The sequence below is a fragment of the Rhodococcus sp. C3V genome, assembly GCF_029269915.1.
GTDB lineage: Bacteria > Actinomycetota > Actinomycetes > Mycobacteriales > Mycobacteriaceae > Rhodococcus_F > Rhodococcus_F qingshengii.
Genome location: NZ_JARJBE010000008.1, coordinates 17,395 through 37,176 on the forward strand (window position 1 = coordinate 17,395; position 19,782 = coordinate 37,176).

Annotated in this window: 14 protein-coding genes; 5 read left to right on the forward strand and 9 right to left on the reverse strand. The window is 61.2% G+C overall.

Going from position 1 to position 19,782, the window contains the following annotated elements:
* Positions 1-5: 5 nt before the first annotated feature.
* On the reverse strand, positions 6-1,595 hold the full coding sequence (locus P3G66_RS20310; RefSeq protein WP_276117037.1) for a carboxyl transferase domain-containing protein: 1,590 nt from the start codon (positions 1,593-1,595) through the stop codon (positions 6-8).
* A 98-nt stretch (positions 1,596-1,693) separates the two neighbouring features.
* On the opposite strand from P3G66_RS20310, the gene P3G66_RS20315 reads away from it, so the two are divergent.
* The gene (locus P3G66_RS20315) at positions 1,694-2,293 is read left to right on the forward strand and encodes a TetR/AcrR family transcriptional regulator (protein WP_003941968.1); all 600 of its coding nucleotides are present in this window, start codon (positions 1,694-1,696) and stop codon (positions 2,291-2,293) included.
* Positions 2,294-2,341: 48 nt separating this feature from the next.
* The gene (locus P3G66_RS20320; protein WP_024487832.1) at positions 2,342-3,088 is read left to right on the forward strand and encodes a GTP pyrophosphokinase family protein; all 747 of its coding nucleotides are present in this window, start codon (positions 2,342-2,344) and stop codon (positions 3,086-3,088) included.
* Positions 3,089-3,245: 157 nt separating this feature from the next.
* Here the strand turns inward: P3G66_RS20320 and P3G66_RS20325 are convergent, their stop codons facing one another.
* Positions 3,246-3,506: a GlsB/YeaQ/YmgE family stress response membrane protein gene (locus P3G66_RS20325; RefSeq protein ID WP_003942027.1), complete on the reverse strand. Its 261-nt coding sequence runs from the start codon at positions 3,504-3,506 to the stop codon at positions 3,246-3,248.
* 188 nt (positions 3,507-3,694) lie between these two features.
* Between P3G66_RS20325 and dctA the strand changes: the two genes are divergently transcribed.
* Positions 3,695-5,092 (forward strand): C4-dicarboxylate transporter DctA, encoded by a 1,398-nt coding sequence (dctA, locus tag P3G66_RS20330; protein WP_276117038.1) that lies wholly within the window; start codon positions 3,695-3,697, stop codon positions 5,090-5,092.
* A gap of 569 nt (positions 5,093-5,661) precedes the next feature.
* Entirely contained in the window at positions 5,662-6,495 is an 834-nt protein-coding gene (locus P3G66_RS20335; RefSeq protein ID WP_276117039.1) for a glycosyltransferase family A protein, read from the forward strand.
* 45 nt (positions 6,496-6,540) lie between these two features.
* On the opposite strand, the gene P3G66_RS20340 is transcribed toward P3G66_RS20335, so the two are convergent.
* The 3 genes from P3G66_RS20340 to P3G66_RS20350 form a co-directional block, all read right to left on the reverse strand.
* On the reverse strand, positions 6,541-7,905 hold the full coding sequence (locus P3G66_RS20340; protein WP_230359662.1) for a PQQ-binding-like beta-propeller repeat protein: 1,365 nt from the start codon (positions 7,903-7,905) through the stop codon (positions 6,541-6,543).
* Positions 7,902-9,341 (reverse strand): hypothetical protein, encoded by a 1,440-nt coding sequence (locus P3G66_RS20345; RefSeq protein WP_276117040.1) that lies wholly within the window; start codon positions 9,339-9,341, stop codon positions 7,902-7,904. Before P3G66_RS20345 ends, P3G66_RS20340 begins: the two co-directional genes overlap by 4 nt.
* A gap of 183 nt (positions 9,342-9,524) precedes the next feature.
* Positions 9,525-11,771: an MMPL family transporter gene (locus P3G66_RS20350; RefSeq protein ID WP_047268953.1), complete on the reverse strand. Its 2,247-nt coding sequence runs from the start codon at positions 11,769-11,771 to the stop codon at positions 9,525-9,527.
* 224 nt (positions 11,772-11,995) lie between these two features.
* Here P3G66_RS20350 and P3G66_RS20355 point away from each other — a divergent pair, with 224 nt between their 5' ends.
* Complete coding sequence (locus tag P3G66_RS20355) at positions 11,996-13,444, forward strand: hypothetical protein (protein ID WP_276117041.1); 1,449 nt, start codon at positions 11,996-11,998, stop codon at positions 13,442-13,444.
* A gap of 55 nt (positions 13,445-13,499) precedes the next feature.
* On the opposite strand, the gene P3G66_RS20360 is transcribed toward P3G66_RS20355, so the two are convergent.
* The 4 genes from P3G66_RS20360 to P3G66_RS20375 form a co-directional block, all read right to left on the reverse strand.
* On the reverse strand, positions 13,500-14,612 hold the full coding sequence (locus P3G66_RS20360; RefSeq protein WP_003942086.1) for an NDMA-dependent alcohol dehydrogenase: 1,113 nt from the start codon (positions 14,610-14,612) through the stop codon (positions 13,500-13,502).
* A gap of 47 nt (positions 14,613-14,659) precedes the next feature.
* Positions 14,660-16,159 (reverse strand): aldehyde dehydrogenase family protein, encoded by a 1,500-nt coding sequence (locus tag P3G66_RS20365; protein WP_019744236.1) that lies wholly within the window; start codon positions 16,157-16,159, stop codon positions 14,660-14,662.
* A gap of 108 nt (positions 16,160-16,267) precedes the next feature.
* The gene (locus tag P3G66_RS20370; protein WP_276117042.1) at positions 16,268-17,935 is read right to left on the reverse strand and encodes a helix-turn-helix domain-containing protein; all 1,668 of its coding nucleotides are present in this window, start codon (positions 17,933-17,935) and stop codon (positions 16,268-16,270) included.
* A 4-nt stretch (positions 17,936-17,939) separates the two neighbouring features.
* Positions 17,940-19,577 carry an AMP-binding protein gene (locus tag P3G66_RS20375; protein ID WP_039973143.1) on the reverse strand — a complete coding sequence of 546 codons (1,638 nt, stop codon included), beginning with the start codon at positions 19,575-19,577 and terminating at the stop codon, positions 17,940-17,942.
* Positions 19,578-19,782: the final 205 nt, after the last annotated feature.

Here is a 19,782-nt window from a genome sequence, read left to right on the forward strand (position 1 = left end):
TTCGCTCACATCCGGAAGACGCCGTAGGAGACCGGCTCGATCGGCGCGTTCGCGCACACCGAAAGGGCCAGGCCGAGAACAGTTCTGGTATCTGCGGGATCGATGACACCGTCATCCCACAGCCGCGCAGTGGAGTAGTACGGATTGCCCTGAGCCTCGTACTGCTCGCGGATCGGCGCCTTGAAGGATTCTTCGTCCTCGGCCGACCACGGATTACCCGCGCTGTCGAGCTGGTCACTACGAACCGTCGAGAGCACCGACGCGGCCTGCTCGCCGCCCATGACCGAGATGCGCGCGTTCGGCCACATCCACAGGAAGCGAGGTGAATACGCGCGTCCACACATGGAGTAGTTGCCGGCGCCGTACGAGCCGCCGATGACGACTGTCAGCTTGGGGACCCGTGCACACGCGACTGCCGTGACCATCTTGGCGCCATGCTTGGCGATGCCGCCGGCCTCGTAGTCGCGTCCGACCATGAAGCCTGCGATGTTCTGCAGGAACAGCAGCGGCACACTGCGCTTGTCACACAGTTCGATGAAATGTGCTCCCTTCATGGCGGATTCGCCGAAGAGCACGCCGTTGTTGGCGATGATGCCGACCGGGTGGCCCTCAATGTGCGCGAAACCGGTGACGAGCGTCTTGCCGTATTCAGCCTTGAACTCCTGGAACGCGCCACCGTCGACGAGCTTGGTGATGACCTCGTGCACGTCGTACGGAGTACGGGGATCAGTCGGAACGACGTCGTACAGCTCGCTCTGATCGGTGACGGGCGGAACCGTGGAGATGACGTCCCACGGGCGCTCGGAGCGGGGGCCGAGCGTGGCAATGATGTTGCGCACGATCCGAAGTGCGTCGCGGTCGTCCTCGGCCAGGTGGTCGGTGACGCCGGAAACCTTGGAGTGCAGGTCGCCGCCGCCGAGCTCTTCGGCCGTCACGATCTCACCGGTGGCAGCCTTCACGAGCGGCGGTCCGCCGAGGAAGATGGTGCCCTGGTTGCGGACGATCACTGCTTCGTCGCTCATCGCGGGCACGTAGGCGCCTCCCGCGGTGCACGAACCGAGAACTGCGGCGATCTGGGGAATCCCCTTGGCGCTCATGGTCGCCTGGTTGTAGAAGATCCGGCCGAAGTGCTCACGGTCCGGGAAGACCTCGTCCTGGCGCGGCAGGAAGGCGCCGCCGGAGTCGACGAGGTAGATGCAGGGAAGGTTGTTCTGCAGCGCAACTTCCTGCGCGCGCAGGTGCTTCTTCACCGTCATCGGGTAGTAGGTGCCGCCCTTGACCGTCGCGTCGTTGGCAACGATGACGCACTCGCGACCCGACACACGGCCGATACCGGTGATGACGCCGGCGCCCGGGCACTCGTCGTCGTACAGGCCGTTGGCCGCCAGTGGGGACAGCTCGAGGAACGGGCTGCCCTGGTCGAGCAGCGAGTCGACGCGATCTCGCGGCAGCAACTTCCCTCTGCTCACGTGACGCTCGCGAGAGCGCTGGTTGCCACCCAGCGCTGCTTGCGCCAGTTTCTTCTTCAGTTCGTCCACCAGAACGGTGTGATCGGACCGGTAGCCCGATCCTTGCGTGATTCCACTGGGAGTCATCCCGCCGCCTTCGCCATGAGTTAATGCTCGATAACTGAAACTAGATTAACTATGATTAACTGAGTTGTCCAGAACACAAGCGAAGAAAGATCGAGAGAATGACCTCTGAGCAGGTAGCAGCTCCGACGCGACGCGATCAGATGAAGGCCGACCGTCGACGTCAGCTCTTGGACGCCGCCGCACGGTTGATCGCCGAACGCGGATTCGTGAGTGTGCGACTCGAAGACCTCGGCGCGGCCGTCGGTATCAGCGGCCCGGCCGTGTACCGGCACTTTCCGAACAAGGACGCCGTCCTCGTGGAACTTCTCGTCGGCATCAGCACGCGCCTGCACGAAGGAGGTTCTGCGGCAGCGGAGGCAGCGGACTCACCGAGCGCCGCACTCGACGCACTGGTGGAGTTCCACCTCGACTTCGCACTGGGCGAGCCGGACCTGATCCGCATCCAGGACCGCGACCTCGAAAGCTTGCCGGCCGACGCGCGTCGACAGGTACGCCAGACGCAGCGCAAGTACGTCGAGGTCTGGGTCGGGGTGCTCGAGCAACTCGATCCCCAACTCGATCAGGCGGACGCACGAATCAAAGCGCATGCCACCTTCGGTCTGATCAACTCGACCCCTCACAGCGCCAACCCCGCTTCGCCGGCACGCGCGCGTCGAGTCCTGCGGGATATGACGCTCGCCGCACTGCGCACCCACTGAAACCGGACACGGCACAATCGGTGGCAGACTGGTTACACCAGCTAACAGATGAGGGTGCCGAACGTGGAAGACAGCAGTGGGGTCAGCAGGGCCGATTTCGCCGAACTGCGGACCGAGTTCTCCCGCTTCATGATGTTGTACCAATTCGGAATCTCCGAACTGATGACCAAGGTGAACATCCTCAAGGACGAGTTCACTCACATCAATCAGTACAGCCCCATCGAACACGTCACGTCACGGGTCAAGTCGCCGGACAGCATCCTGCGTAAGGCTCAACGCCTGAACGTCCCGCTCACGATCGACGACATCTCGAAGAACATCTTCGACATCGCTGGAGTACGTATCACCTGCAGCTTCATTTCCGACACGTACCGAATCGCCGAGATGCTCACCAGCCAGACGGACCTTCGGGTGATCGAGCGCGAGGACTACATCGCCGATCCGAAACCCAACGGCTACAAGAGCTTGCACTTGATCGTCGAGGTCCCGGTTTTCATGAGTGACCGCGTCAGGCACGTACCGATCGAACTTCAGATCCGCACGATCGCAATGGATTTCTGGGCGAGCCTCGAGCACAAGATCTACTACAAGTACAACCGCGAGGTTCCCGTCGAACTCCTCGACGAACTCACCGAGGCTGCTGCCGCGGCACACCGTCTCGATGTCAAGATGGAACGACTCAACGACGAGTTCGCCAAAATCAAAGCGCTACCGCATCCTGACGACGAAATCCTCGAGCAGGATCTGCCGGCGCAGTTCCTCGAGGCGCTGCATCTTCAGCGACGGGCGCTCTGAATTCGGTCCCCTGCCCTGAGCGAACGCGCCTTTCGGCGCATCTGAGGCGACGAAAGTGCCGTTCGCTCACAACTGGGGTCGGACAACTAGGGCAAACAAAAAGAAGTGCGCCCTCCCGAACTTCGGGAGGGCGCACTTCTCGAATTGGGTCGGCTTGCTATTTCTTGCCAGTGACGGCGCTGTAGCCGATCGAGAGCACGGCCGCCGCGGCGATGCTGATGATCCAGCGGATCCAGTCGATTCCGCCCGTGTCGCCCTTGTCCGAGATCGCTCCCCAGACCCAGTACCCGATAAGCGCTCCGGCGATACCCAGCACGACGGTCACGATCATGCCGTACTGCTGCTTACCTGGCAGTACGAGACGAGCCAGGATTCCGATGACTGCGCCGAAAATGATGGTTCCGATAATTTGCCCCATGACAGCCCCTCTCACACGTCGTGCATGCACGCGGACGGAAGATCACCGCTCAGGGAAACAATAACCACAGTCACACACAACTGTCGCTTGTTGACCGAATTGTTGTCCGAGATGCAACCTCGACGCGTTACATCCACGACATTCGCGAGTTATTTTTTCGCAATCAAGCGGACCTACCGTTCCCATCCATGCCAACTTCCGTAAAACTGCCGAACAGCGAGCTCGCGCGACTCGCCAACAAGCCGCCATGGTACCGATCACTGTTCGTGCAATTGATCGCCGCTATCGTCATCGGTGTTCTCATCGGCTGGTTGTGGCCGGAATTCGGCGCGAACCTCAAGCCCCTCGCCGACGGATTCATCAAGCTGATCAAAATGCTGATCGCGCCGATCATCTTCTGCACCGTTGTGATCGGGATCGCCCACGTCGGGGATCTGAAGGCCGTGGGGCGTATCGGCGTCAAAGCACTCATCTACTTCGAGGTCGTGACCACCTTCGCCCTGTTGTTCGGGCTGCTCATCGGAAATCTGATGAAGCCGGGTGCGGGATTCGACATCGATCCGGAGACGCTGGCGAACGGTGCGGACGCCGTGGCCGCCAAGACCGGAAGTGGCGAACTTCCCCACACCGTCGAATTCCTGCTCAATATCATTCCGGTGTCGATAGTTTCGGCCTTCGCCGAGAACGCACTCCTCCAAGTCCTCTTCTTCGCCGTACTGTTCGGGCTCGCATTGGCCAAGGCGGGTGAGAGTGGACCACCGATCGTGTTCGAACTCGTCGATCGTCTGAGCCATCTGTTCTTCACGATCATCGGCTGGATCATGAGACTGGCGCCGTTGGGCGCTTTGGGCGCGATGGCGTACATCGTCGGTCAGTACGGGATCGCTTCGCTCGGAAGTTACGGAAAGCTGATCGCCGCATGCTATCTCGCCGCCGTCCTGTTCATCCTCATCCTGGCCGCGATAGTCGGGTACTTCGCGGGCGTGAACCTGTGGAAGTTCGTCAAGTACATCAAGGACGAACTCTTCCTCGCTTTGGGAACGGCGTCGACCGAAGTAGTTCTGCCCCGAATCATGGTCAAGCTCACCAACGCCGGATGCTCGCGCACTACAACAGGATTGGTGGTGCCTACCGGCTACTCGTTCAATCTCGACGGCGCGACGCTGTACCTGTCGATCTGCATGCTGTTTCTGGCTCAGGCACTCGGTGTGGACCTGACACTCGGTGAGCAGATCACTGCCGTCCTGGTACTGATGCTCACGTCCAAGGGAATGGCCGGCGTGCCGGGATCGTCATTCCTGGCGCTGTCGGCCACCGTGGCCGCAATCGGTCACGGCGCAATTCCCGTCGCCGCAGTCGCTCTCCTACTGGGCGCCGATCGAATCATGGATTCGATGCGGGTGTCGGTGAACCTGCTCGGGAACTGTGTCGCAACCTTCGTGGTCGCCAATTGGGAGGGGCAGCTCGACAAGGAGCGCATGCGCCGAGTGCTCGACGGAGAAGACGTTCCACCGCTCGAGGAAGTCGATCCGATCACCGGGAAAACTGTTCCGGCACCCGAAGCCGAGGGCGCCGTGCCCCGTTGAGGAGATGGTGACCACCGGCTGCGCGTCGGAATCGGTGCTGAAGGTTCGCGGGGACGTACTTGACCGGAATACTCAGACCAGCACGCCCGAACGCAAATATTTGCAGGGGGTGGCGAGCTTGCCGACTAAGGACTGGTGAATTCACAGATATTCCACGTGCGCTGGGCTAACTCGGCACCAGGGAAAGCATCCTCCACTATCTCAATATTGCTACGCGGTTGCCATTGTTGAGATCCGAAGATCAGCGAACTGCCAGCATTATGTTTGCCGAAAATAGAAGGACTAAAGTCCACTGTTCAGCCGACAAACAGACTCGAGTGAGCAAAGAATCAAACATTGCGGAAACCATTCTTCCGAACACAGAAACGTGCATCTAGCTGCACTTATGTCGACTCCTCGACGGAGTGGGCATTTGCAAAAATGACCGAAATCTCACCACTCCAAATTGCCGAAACGGACACCCATTGCTATCGTAACCTTTGCGAAGGACTGGACTAATTGCCCAGCAAAGGAGCCAAGTGACCGAGTCCATGCAAGAAATTGAACACTTGTCCACTAATCGACTCTCCGTGGTTGTTCCAGTATTCAACGAAGAAAACTCCCTTTCGAACTGCATCGAGCGCTTACTGATCCAGTCCGAAATCGACGAGATTCTGGTCGTCGACAACAACTCGACGGACAGCACCGCATCGATTATTCACAAGTTCGCCGAGAAGCACGACCGAGTGAGATATGTCTTCGAGGCCCGGCAAGGCGTCGTTCATGCGCGGAACGCCGGCTTCGACGCCTCGACCGGCAACATCATCGGTCGGATCGACGCAGACACGCGGGTCCGACCGGGATGGGCCCGTGCGGTCAAAGGTTTCTTCCAGCGCAGCACTGCGCATTCAGCGGTCGCCGGACTCACCTATCTCTTCGAATCGCCGTTTGCCCGAATCCACCGTTTCGCACTGGACCGTCAGGTCAAGCAGGGAAAGTTCGATTGCGAACGTCAAGTACTTGCTGTCGCCGGAGCAAACATGGCGATCAGAAAAAGCGCATGGCTGGCCGTCCGCGAGCAAGTCAGTGACCGGCCGGACATCCACGAAGATATCGACCTTTCACTGTGCCTTCGGGAGGAAGGGATGACGATCGGTCAGATCGCCGACATGCGAGCAGAAACGTCCGGTCGACGCGGTGAAACCCCTCCGTTGGAGTACCTGAAGTACAACCAAGCATCCGAATCGGTTCTGCACCTTCACAACATCATGAATTGGCGCCTCAAACTGACCATCTGGGGCGACTCGATGCTCCACGCGCTCGTGTGGCCCGTCTACCGCATCTACAACTTCGAGCAGGAGCGCCTGGAGTTCAGGCGCTTGTTCGGCATGTCGAAAGGTCGAATCATGCCAGTTCACCAGTAACCCATCGAATTTCGCTAATCACCGAAGGTTCGCAGCCACCGAATTTCACGACAGTTTCAACGCCGTGATGCGGTCTTCACTGGAACGCAATAGCACCTTCTCTCCCGCCCACAGCTCGCGCGGCATCATCCAAGGCGTGAACTCGTCGTCCCCGTCCCGGTCCACCCGAATCTCCCAACTACGTTGGCCTGTACGGACATTCGTTCCGTAGACGTTTCCCTCGTCGATAACGACATCGCCGTGCCAGACAACCTCCCCGGCGCGCTCGGCGTTCGATCGCCACAGGACCTCACCGGTGAGCAGGTCCACGAACTGGACCTCGGGCTCGGAACCAGAACGGGTCACGGCAACCACGTTGCCGATCACCGCCAACGACTGTGCGGTGTCGAAGACTTCACTGTTGGACCACAACTTCTCACCCGAAGTCCGGTCGAAACCGCTGTGTCCCAGAATGATCGGAGTCGATCCTCCTGCGGGATTATCTCGGCTGTATCGCCCGCCGTAGTACGAGGACTCCGAGGGCAGTTCGTCTGTCCTGGCGAACTCGCGCCCGTTCTGATCGAGCGCGTACTCACTTGTCGGACGGCCATTGCCTTCGCAACCGCCATCCGACACCAATGTCACGCCGTCCGACGATGTGTGCGCGGTCGAGCAGGTGGAGTAACCGTGTACCCACCGCTGTTCGCCGGTCTTCAGGTCAAATCCCAAGGACTCGTCGAGAGCGATCACGCCCAGGTCGCCGTGAACCGACATCACCGGATCGACGTATCCGGCTTCCCACGATCCACCGATGTCGAACGCTTTGGACCAGTTCGCTTCCGGATCGTCGACGGTTCCGCTGTGCACGCGAACGTCGTTGCTCTCGATATCACCTTCGAGCGCGAGGACGGTGTCGCCCGAGACAACCGCGACGATCGGCGACCACGGTGTCTTGATGTCTCGCCGCTCTCCCGTCTCGATGTCGAACAGCGAGTACGAACCACCGGATACGTACGGCCCGGAGAAACACAGCACCGAACTGCCGAGCAGAGTCTCGGAGCAACCACCGATGTCGACCGCCGACGTGCGCCAACGAACTGTGCCATCTTCGGCGTCCAATCCGACCAATTCTGCGTCGTCCAACGAATACGCCTGACGATCCGGCATACCGATCATCGTGACCACGAGTGATCCGGCGTCGATGAATCCGCCCATGTCCATGTTGAATTCGGTCCCAACAAGTGGGCTCCGGAAGATCGCGAACTCGCGCCCGAGAATCTCGGAGGCCTCGACGCTCCATAGCGGCGACGAGATCGCTGTCGGTTCGGAACTCGTCGACGTGACCACCGTGGCGATGGCGGCAGTGACGGTGACTACGGCTGCGGCGGCCGCGATCCGAAGTCGCGATTTCGGGGAGAATCTGGTGGTCATCGAATCTCCAGGCCTTCGGTCGTCGCGAGAAACTCCAACTGCGCGAACGTCATCGGATCGTTCGGGATCGCAGCCGACGACGAAACCGAGACTTGGGTCCCATTCGGGCGGGTGACGACCACCGACCTGCTCGTTTCCTGCGTCGATTCTGCTTTCGAGCCGTCATTTGTCATGGGCACGGTCGCGTAGTTCCGTTCGTCTCGCTCGATCACGGATCCATCCGGTCGCGTCACGAACTCCAAGGGGTGCCCGTAGTAGGAGGGGTCGTATTTGTTGGGCTCCTTGGGGAGTGGTTGTCCGCCGGTAATTGTCATGTTGAGCGTCGATTCGCTGTCTCCCGTCCGAGTGAGAAGTCTCTGACATGCGGTGGACCTGTCATTCTCCGAGACCGTCAGAGTGCCCGGTCCGGCATCAAGAATCGGAAAACCCGGAGGTACAGCGCGCCATCTGACTTCGAGTACGGCGTTGAGACGTTCGATCGTCGCGCGATCGAGTTCGGCCACGTCGCCAGAGTCTCGAGGGATCCCGTGGCACCCGGGCGAAAGCGGTGCCGTACCCGGGGGAATTGGAGTAGTGATTCGCAGCTGTGGCATTTCGACAAGGGTTACAAGGTCGTCGAGAGTCAGTGGCACCACGCCGGAACTCTCGGCGTTCCGACCTCCGTCGTTGTTAGTGTCGTTGACATACGCCTGAATACGGGTCCCGTCGACTCCGTACAACATCGCCGACCGACCAAGAGTGCGTACACCATTGGTTTCGCTCCACGTATCCTGCAGAGCCACTACCGACTGGTCAGCCAGCACCCGACGTTCGACGAGCGACCCCGCAACACACGATGGGATCGGATCAGAACTCGAGTGCAGCATCAGGCTGAGCGCGCCGATCTTCCCGTCCCGAATCAGCGTCCCGGACGCAGTGGTGGACGCCAACTCCTCGAGCGAGAAACCCTCGGGCAGCCCATCTGTGTTCGAAGGTGCAGAGATCGGCCCGAACTGCAGCGAATTACCCGGGCTGGCGAACTTCAGCTCGACATCTTTCGGGAGCGCCTGCTTGACCGCTTCCGACATCGCGGCGGCCTTGGCACTCGAGAACCACGGAAAGCGTGGATCGTCGTACGTATCAGATCCGTCGAGAATATAGGAGAAGAACGAATCCTCCTCCGGCGCTTCGACACTCTCACAACCCGGAATCGTGGTCGGGTACACCGCGCTCGGCGTGACGTACGAGAATTCAGGCACGTCTTCCGCCGGAATCTCGTCCGGTGTGGATGTCATGGTGATCGAAGATGACGCAGCTACCGAGATGTCATCGGACGGCGAACTGCTCCACCGATCCACCAGCCCGGCAACCACTGTCCCACCGGCGATCAGGGAGACGACCGTCAGCGCGAAGGTCCACTTCTCGGCCCGCTTCAAATCGGTTTGCTCCTTCGACACGTACCCTCGCAGTCACCGTCACGGCTCGCCCCCGATGCGCGTCGCCTCTGGAATTCCTGTCGCGATCACAGCAATTTCTGTTACCAACCGGATGGTTTCCTATCGCGCGGGCTCCGTATGAACACAGAAGAACGGGGTGCCAGTTGCTGTGCAACCGGCACCCCGTTCTGACTGCCTGAGTGCTTACACCCTCACAGGCACCTGATTCGGGTCTGGATCGGAATCCGGATCCTGCTCGATCGGAATCCGTCGAATCGCTTCACCCTCGATGTCGACGTTCGGCAGGATCTTGTCGAGCCACGCCGGCAACTTCCATGCCGAATCACCGAGAATCGACATGACCGCAGGGATCACGATCATGCGGATGATGAAGGCGTCGAAGAAGACTGCAGCCGCGAGGCCGAAGCCCATCATCTTGCTTGTCGTCTCCGAGGACAGCATGAATGCGCCGAACACGGAGATCATGATGATGGCCGCCGACGCGACCACGCGAGCACCATGGGTGTAGCCGGAGATGATGGCGTCCTTGGCCGACAATCCGTGCACGTATTCCTCGCGCATTCGCGTCACGAGGAACACTTGATAGTCCATCGCCAACCCGAAGACCACACCGATCATGAAGATCGGCAGGAACGAGATGATGGGTTGTGTGTGCTCGATCAGCCCGAAGTCGCCCTCCTGGAAGATGGCCACCGTGGCGCCGAAGGTCGCACAGACGGAAAACAGGAATCCGAGAGTTGCGGTCAGCGGCACCAGGATCGAGCGGAAGACGACCATCATGATGATGAACGCCAGCCCCACAACCACGATGAGATACGGGATGAGCGCGGAACTGAGCTTCGACGACATGTCGGCAACGATCGCGGTTTGCCCCGCTACACCGAGTTCTGCGCCTTCCGATTTCACCGTCGATCCGTAATCCCGGATCTGATTCATCAGCTCGTGGGTTTCGGGGCCGCTCGGCGACATCTGCGGGGTGACCGCGATCAGCGCAGAGTTGGCGCCCGCCATCGGGTTTGCTGCGTCCGGTCCGTTTCCGACCCACATCAACTGATCCGGAGTTGCGACGTTGTCGAGGCCCTTGATGTGCGCGACAGTGCCTTCGGCAATCGCGGTGATGTCGGTGCCGTCAGGCGCGTCGAGCACGACGAACAATTCGCCATTGACGCCTTCACCGAACCCACGTTGCAGCAGGGCAAGTGCCGGCCGCTCTTCGTCCTGAGTGAACGAGAGTCCGAGTTCGAGCTTCGTCATCGGAATAGCCGCGATCACCAGAAGCACCAGCGCAGCACCCGCGATCGGCCACGGGTACTTGGTGACTATCTTGGCCCAGCGATGTCCGTTGGATTCCATCGTCTCGGGCTCGTCACCGTGGCGCAGCCCGGGGATACGAGGCGAGAACGCGAATCGGCCGAAGATACCCAGAACCGCTGGGATCAATGTGATTGCGCCGAGCACAGCGATGATGACGGCAACCGCTGCCGAGATTCCCATCTGCGTGATCATCGGAACCCCGACCACCGCCAGGGCCGCCAGCGCAACCACCACTGTCAGGCCTGCGAATACGACAGACGAACCGGCAGTACCTACTGCGCGTCCGGCGGCGGCTTCCCTGGTTCCGCCCAGGTTGAGCTCACTGCGGTAGCGCGACACGATGAACAACGCGTAGTCGATCGAGACTGCGATGCCGATCATCGTGACGATTCCCGTGACGCCTTCGTTGATGTCGAAGAAGCCCGAGCCGAGGGTGACAGTCAGAGTGGCCAGCGCAATTCCCAGAATTGCAGTGAACAACGGGATGAACGCCGCGATGAGTGCACCGAACGCCACGATCATCACGATGAACGCCACCGCGAAGCCGAGCATCTCCGACAGACCGCCCGCGGCCTGCACCTGCATCATCGAGCCGGTTCCTTCGACTTGCAAGCCGCCGGTGCGGAACTTTGCCATCAAGTCGAGGAACGCGGTCTTGTTGGCCTGCGTCTGATCCTCGATGCGAATCGACTGATTGAGCTGGATCAGCCCGACCTTGCCGTTGTCGCCGAGAACGGCCGACGCCACCGCTGGATTGGCCTCCGCGAGAGTGACCGGATTGACGATCTTCTCGGGATCGACGATGTCCGGCAATGTCTTCGCCTGCGCGATCAACTGATCGATCTGATCGCTGTGCGCGGCAAGCCCGTCGTCTGCCGCGATGAGAATACTGGTCGACGCCTGAGTTTGCTGCTCCGCTGCAGCTGCAAAGTTCTCGTTCATCAACTCGGTCGCACGCTGTGAATCGGTGCCCGGAAGGTTGAATTCTTTGGAGAACGTCGGATTTGTGGCGCTGATAGCGCCCCCCACCACCGCGATCACGATAATCCACGCGGCCACCACAAGATACTTGTGGCGGAAAGCGAACTTCCCCAACCTGTAAAGATACGTAGCCAACGTAGGCCTCTCTCGCCGTGGACTGGTCTGTCCGAAGAACACGGAGTCTTTCGGTGCCAAGGTCATACGGTACGGACCGACCGGCTCGTTGGCACCTGGTATATCTGCGAAAACGGCATATCCGGCGCGCTCTCCGTCTCCTTTTCAGACCGCTCGGTACCGTGGACACGACACGGGCAGGCGCCTCACCAGAGCAGACGTCGCGTAGCACGAAAGGCAATCCCATGAATCACGTCCAGGCCGTCGATCGCGATCTCCTCCTTGCCGGCCAACAGCGACTCGACGCGCTGGGCCCACGATTGACGGGCTCTCCTGCACACCACGAGGTGGTGGAAGAAGTCGCGAACGAACTGACCGAACTGGGCCTCGACGTCCGGCGTGATTCACACACTTTCGAACGCTGGGATCTGCCGGCGACACCTGACGGACTTCGCATCGAATTGCCGACGGGACCGATCAGAGTTTCGTCCGCATTCCCCTACTCCGGATTGACCGGGCCACAGGGAATCTCCGCTCCCCTGGTCTACGTCAGCGCGCGACGCCCCAAGTGGTCGGCGGCCAAGGGCGCGATCGCAGTGATCGAGGTCCCGCACATCGATCTCCCCCGCAAGCTACTGGTCAGCGAGTGGGGCCCGATCGCCACCGACGAGACACTTCGAAATCCGGTTCTCTCCGCAACACTTCTGGGCCCGAAGCTCGACAAGGCCCGCAAGGCCGGTGTCCTCGGCGTGATCGCGGTGTGGCGTGACATCGCTCCGGACAACGCACTGGGACAATATCTTCCGTTCACGCAGCCATATCACGACATCCCCGCCGTCTGGGTGGCCGGCGACGAGGGCGCGAAGGTTGTCGCTGCAGCTCGCTCCGGTCAGCTGGCGACTCTGGTACTGGATGCGATTCTGCATCCGGACACCCGGACCGACACGGTGTGGGCGGTGTCCCCCGGAACCTCACCCGAAGAGACGATTCTGCTCATCACTCACAGCGACGGAACCAACGGTGTCGAGGAGAACGGCCATCTGGGAATGTTGGCGTTGGCGCGGCACGCCGTGGCGCAGCCGCATCGACGGTCGAACGTTTTTGTCCTGACGACTGGCCACCTTCGTATTCCAGCGGTGTCCAAGCACGGACAGGCAACGTCCACCTGGCTCGAAGCGCACCCCGAGATGTGGAAGGGCGAAGCCGGTCAGGCGCGCGCAGTAGCGGGGATCGCAATCGAACACCTCGGCGCACTGGGTGATACCGAGAACACCTCGACCGGCAGCTATTCGTTGGAGACCACTCCGGAACCGGAACTGCTCTACGCGACGAGTCGGGAAGTACACGACATCGTTGCACCGCTGTGGCGCGACATCGGGGCAGGCGATCGCCGAATCGTGGCGCCAGGACCGGTCATTCATTTCGGTGAGGGTGAACCGTTGTTCGAGCGGAAGATACCGGCGGTCGCCTTGGTGACGGCGCCGCAGTACCTGCTCGCTCTGCGTGACGCCGACACAGTCACGCACGTCGATCTCGACGCGATGGTCAAACAGGTCGAAAGTTTCCGCGATCTGCTCGACGCCTTCGACGCAACCGACACCGCGGCTTTCGGTCCGGTGGTCTCGCGCTCGGTGTTCGCGAAGTTCTCGGCGCTACTTCAGTTGATGCAGATTTTGTCGAAAGCCAAGAAATAGTGCTGTGCGCCTTTATTAACCGCGGGCGGTTAATAAAGGCGCACAGCACTTGGGGTTACTTGTCGTGAATGATCACGCCACGGATGTTCTTGCCGTCACGTAGATCCTGGTAGCCCTTGTTGACGTCTTCGAGGCTGTAGGTGTTGGTGATCAGTTCGTCGAGCTTGAGCTGACCGGCATCGTAGAGACGCAGCAGTCGCACGATGTCGTACTGCGGATTCATGGACCCGAACAGCGTGCCCTTGATCGTCTTCTGATTCAGCGTCAGGTCGGTACCCGACACGTGAACGGTCAGCTTGGCGGGGTCGGCGAGTCCCGTGATCACCACGGTGCCACCCTTGCCGATCACTGCCGTCGCCGCACTGACCACGTCCTCGTCGACGGTGCCGACAAGGATGAGCGCCGCGTCGGCACCCTGTCCCCACGTCAGCTCGTTGACCTTGGCAGCGGCGCTCTCGGCGTCTGCAAAGGCATGCGTGGCACCGAACTTCAGTGCGGTCTCACGCTTGAGAGCAACCGGATCGACCACAACGACGTACTTGCAGCCGGCCGAAACCGCACCCTGAACGGCATTGATGCCGAGGCCACCGATGCCGTAGATCACCGCGGTGTCACCGGCGCGGAGGTTGCCTGCGTTGACGGCAGTTCCCCAACCCGACGGCACGCCGCAGCCGACGACCACTGCCGTCTCCAAGGGAAGCCAGTCGTCAATCTTGACTACCGAGTGCTGAGAAATGGTGGCCCGCTCGGAGAACGTTCCCAACATGCACATTCCGCCGAAATCCATTCCGTTGCCGTGGAAACGGAAGGAACCGTCGGGCATCGAGCCTTCGAGGATGGTGGCACCCATGTCGCAGAGGTTCTGGCGACCGGTCGAGCAGTAGCGGCAGGTGCCGCAGTTGGGGATGAAGCTACACACGACATGGTCGCCCGGCTTGACCTTCGTGACGCCTGGGCCGACCTCTTCGATGATGCCCGAGCCTTCGTGTCCGCCGACGATCGGGTAACGCGGCGGGAGATCACCGTCGGTCAGGTGCAGATCCGAATGGCACAGTCCGGCAGCGGTGTACTTGATCAGTACCTCACCCACACCCGGGCCGTCGAGGTCGAGTTCCATGATCTCGAAAGGCTTTCCGGGCTCGAGCAGTACAGCAGCTTTGGTCTTCACTGGTGATCTCCTTGATTGTCGGACGAGAGAATGAGCGATGGGGTCGGTCAGAGAGCGATGTTGACGGCCTTGGTCTGGGTGTAGAGATCGATAGCCGAAGCGCCGAGCTCGCGGCCCCAGCCGGACTGCTTGTATCCACCGAAGGGCATTGCAGTGTCGAAGCCGTTGTACTGGTTGATCCACACCGAACCGGCCTTCAAGCGCTTCGCCGTGCGGTGAGCCTTGGAAATGTCCCGGGTCCAGATGCCGGCGGCCAAGCCGTAGATGGAATCGTTTGCGGCAGTGATCGGTCCGTCGTCCGCGTTGAACGGCAGCGCCGCCACGACGGGTCCGAAGATCTCCTCCTGAACGATGGAGAATTCGGGCTTGACGTCAACGAAGACGGTCGGCTCGACGAAGTAGCCCTGATCGCCCCAGCGGTTGCCGCCCGTCAGTGCACGTGCGCCGTCGGCGATTCCCTCACGCAGGTAGCCGGTCACCTTGTCGAACTGCTCCTGCGAGACCAGCGGTCCGAGCTGGGTGGTGGGATCGAGGCCGGGTCCGATCTTGACCTGGCTCGCTGCGTGCGCGACGGCCTCGGTGAACTTCTCGAAGATGGTGTCCTCGACGTACAGACGAGTACCCGCAACGCAGCACTGTCCGTGGTTGAACAGCCACGCGTTGAGCGAACCCTCCACCGCGGAATCGAAATCGGCGTCGGCGAACACGATATTGGGGCTCTTGCCACCGAGCTCGAGCGTAACCTTCTTCAGATTGCCCTTGGCGGCGTCGACGATCTTCTTACCCACCTCGGTGGAACCGGTGAACGCAACCTTGTCCACGTCGTCGTGGCCGGACAGAGCAGCACCTGCATCGCCGAAGCCGGGAACGATGTTGACGACACCGGGCGGGAAGCCGGCTTCTTCGAAGACCTCCGCGAGAAGCAGTGCGGTGAGCGGGGTCTGCTCAGCGGGCTTGAGGATCACCGTGTTGCCGGCGGCGAGCGCGGGGGCGAGCTTCCACGACGACATCAGCAGCGGGAAGTTCCACGGCACGATCAGTCCACAGACGCCGATTGCCTCACGCAGGGTGTAGGCGTGGAACTCGCCGCCCGGAGAGAAGGGCATCGACACGTTGACGGTGCTGCCTTCGATCTTGGTGGCCCAACCCGCGTAGTAGCGGAAAACGTCTGCGGCCCAAGCTACGTCGACGGCGGTGGCGATGGCAACGGACTTGCCGTTGTCGAGAGCTTCGAGCTGACCGAATTCCTCGGCACGAGCACTGAGAATGTCGCCGACGCGCCAGATCATCCGCTCGCGCTCGTTTGCCTTCATACGTGACCAGGGGCCGTCCTCGAAAGCCGTTCGAGCGGCACGTACCGCGCGGTCGATGTCTTCAGCCTGACCGTGTGCCACGTCTGCGAGCTTCTGTCCGTCAGCCGGGTTGTACGTCGCGAAGGTCTGACCCGAAGCGGCATCGACGAATTCGCCGCCGATGTAGAGCTTCTTCGGTCCGTTCAGGAAACCCTGTACCGCGGAACTGATGGTGTGTTCGGCTACTGCCGTCATCGGAAACTCCCCTGAAGTAGTGAGGTGCGAATGTGATGCACGCCATACTTCCGCGCTTCCAGGGGTGCTAACTGTCCGAACTTTGTACAACTGAAGTCGGACAGCAAACTACACAGTAATGTCGAGCGCCCGCATCCGTGTATAGAGAGTGCTTCGGCTGATTCCGAGTTGCGCCGACGCGTGAACCTTGTTGCCGCCGCAGTCTTTCAACGCTCCGATGATCGCCTGGCGCTCGGCTTTCTCCCGCCCTGCCAACCGCGACACCTTGGTCGTGGTGCGATAGTCCTCGGGCAGATCAGCGACGTCGATGCGATTGCTCGAGCGTTCATCCGAGGCGCGATTCAACACGACGCGCAATTCGGCCAGGTTGCCCGGCCAGTTGGCCGCCGCGAGTGCTTCGGCAGCGCTGGCGGTCAACCTCAGTTCTGGCGAGATCCCCTCCAACATTACTTGTGCCAACTCGGCGATCTCAGCCTGTCGCTCGCGCAGTGGGGTGATGACAACCCTGGAGGCGCATCGTGAGAGCAGCGCGGCGATGGTCGGTGGAAGATCAACTGCCGCTCCGCTGGTCAGTACGATTTTCGGCCCCTCGGCGCTGGCGTCGATCAGGTCTGCGACCAGCGGCAACACCGAGTCAGGAAGGAGTTGCACCTGTTCGATCACGACCACGCCCGAACGCTTACGGGCTGCTCGCACGAGATCGGTGACCCACTGCTCACGGCCGTCGAACGCGATTCGCGTGGCATCGAGCCAACTCGCATCGACACTGCCGACTACGTCCGATGCTGCCGAGGTTCGGCCGGATCCCGCTTCACCCGAGATCGCCACGGCGGCAGAGGTTGCCCGCGCCCGCATCAGGTCGCGCCGCAGTCGTTCGCCCGGAGACGGTGCCCGCTCGTGCGTTCTGCGGATCGGTGCCCGTTCCCGTTGGAGTGGTTCGACCAGGAAGAGCGCACCACCGTCAGCCCCGGAAATCCGGTCGGCTTGAACTCGCGCCAGCGCGCCGGACGCCAATTCGACTGTCACCAATCGTGATTGGTCCGGATTCAGGTCGGCAATCAAGGAACGGAGCGATACATGGTCTGCGGTGTCGAGCAGATCCAAAGCGGTTCGGTTGCTCAGCAGGATGTCGTCGCCGATGGCCGCGACGGCAATGTGGCGCTGATGTGAAACTCGCTGGAATGCGTCGACCAGCCGCTGCTCCGATGCTTTCGAGCCTTCGAGCAACCGTTTCTCGATGTCCGCTGCAGCACGCGCAAGGAAGGGCGCGAACAGTGGGTTGGCCTGCGAGACAACGCCGGTCATGTCGAGAATGCCCTCGACACGACGTGTGACGGGATGCAGGATCGGCTGTCCGTAGCAGCTCAAACCCTTGAGACTGTCGAGGAAATGCTCGTCACCGTGGATCACCACGCTTCGTCCGACCTCGAGGGGCGTACCAAGCGCGTTGGTGCCGGCGTGCTCTTCACCGAAGCGTGAACCGTTGACGACACCCAACCGCTCGATCGTTCGCTCGACGCGACTGTCGGAGTACACCGAAGCGACGACGCGGCATTCTCGATCAGCAAGCAGCACGCAGAAACCGGTGCCCGCGATCTGTTGCGAAACTTCGTCGAGCACGGGTGCGGCGGCCCGGAGCAGACGAGACTCACCGTCCTGCTGCTCGGTGTCCACGGCGATGGCCGACGACGGGTCGAGGCCACTCAGTCGAGAACGCTTCCAGGAGAGCGCGATCTCGGGGCGTACCGGCTCACGCTCCCCTGGGTTCGCGGACATACTCTCAGGCCTGACCGATCAATTCGATCGCCTGTTCTCGCATCGCGATCTTGCGGACCTTGCCCGTGACTGTCATCGGGAACTCGTCGACGACATGGACGTACCGCGGAATCTTGTAGTGCGCGAGCTTGCCGGTGCAGAACGCGCGGACCGAATCGGCGTCGAGATCGTCTGCACCTTCGCGCATCTGGACCCACACCATCAATTCCTCGCCGTACTTTGCGTCGGGTACACCGATGACCTGCGCATCGAGAATGTCGGGGTGGGTGTAGAGGAACTCCTCGATCTCACGCGGATAGACGTTCTCGCCACCGCGGATGACCATGTCCTTGATGCGTCCCGTGATGGCGACGTATCCGGCCTCGTCCATGACTCCGATGTCTCCGGTGTGCATCCACCGGGCAGCGTCGATCGCCTCGGCGGTCTTCTCCGGGTTCTCCCAGTATCCGAGCATGACCGAGTAACCACGCGTGCACAGTTCACCCGGCTCGCCACGGGGCACCGTCAATCCGGTTGCCGGATCGACGATCTTGATCTCGAGATGCGGCCCTACCCGTCCGACCGTTTCGGTGCGCTGCTCGATCGAATCGTCCGAGCGGGTCTGCAACGACACCGGCGAGGTCTCCGTCATGCCGTAGCAGATGGACACCTCCGACATGCCCATGCGATCGATGACCTGCTTCATCACCTCGACCGGGCAGGGCGAGCCCGCCATGATGCCGGTGCGAAGGGACGACAGATCGAAGCTGTCGAAGTCCGGCAACGCCAACTCCGCGATGAACATCGTCGGAACGCCGTAGAGGGACGTGCACTTTTCGGCCTGAACGGCTTCGAGCGAAGCACGCGGATCGAAAGCCGGACCCGGAATGACCATGGCAGCACCGTGACTGGTGCACGCAAGGTTGCCCATTACCATGCCGAAACAGTGGTAGAACGGCACCGGGATGCACACCCGATCGACCTCGCTGTAGTGGCACAACTCGCCGACGAAATAGCCGTTGTTGAGGATGTTGTGGTGACTGAGCGTCGCGCCCTTCGGGAAACCGGTAGTACCCGAGGTGTATTGGATGTTGATCGCGTCGTCGGCCGACAACGCGGCCTGGGCTGCGGCGAGCGGAGCCGGATCGCTTGCCTGCGCCGCCAAGCCGTCTGCAAGCACCGCGTCCCACTCGGGTGAACCGAGCAGGAGCACCGACGTCAGATCCGGGCACTGCGGCCGCACCGTCTCGATCATCGACGCGTAGTCCGAGGTCTTGAAGCTGGCCGCAGACACCAGCGTCGAGATCCCGGCCTGCTCGAGCACGTACTGCAACTCGTGCGAGCGGTACGCCGGATTGATGTTGACCAGGATCGCGCCGACCTTTGCCGTCGCGTATTGCGTGAACGTCCATTCCGGACAGTTGGGAGCCCAGATTCCTACCCGATCGCCCTTCCCCACACCACGGGAAAGTAGTCCGGCAGCGAGCCCGTTCACCTGCTCGGCGAACTCCCGGTACGTCCATCGTCGACCGCTGGCGTGGTCGATCAACGCATCGCGGTCGCCGTGTGCGGCAACCGTGCGATCGAGGTTGTCTCCGATGGTGTCGCCCAGCATCGGACCGTCCCATACTCCGGACGTATAGCTGGGCAGCGGCGTACTCATGTGTTCTGTCCTCTCCGGTTACCTGTTCAGGCACCTATGAGAGGGGCCGCCGCAGCGGACCCTCTCATCTACGAATTTACTCGATTCGGTGTGATGCACGACATACTTCCCGGTGCGGGGTGGCCGTAACTGTTCAGAGTCCGGACACCCCACCCGCCTGCTGTGCGCCTTTATTAACCGCCGGCGGTTAATAAAGGCGCACAGT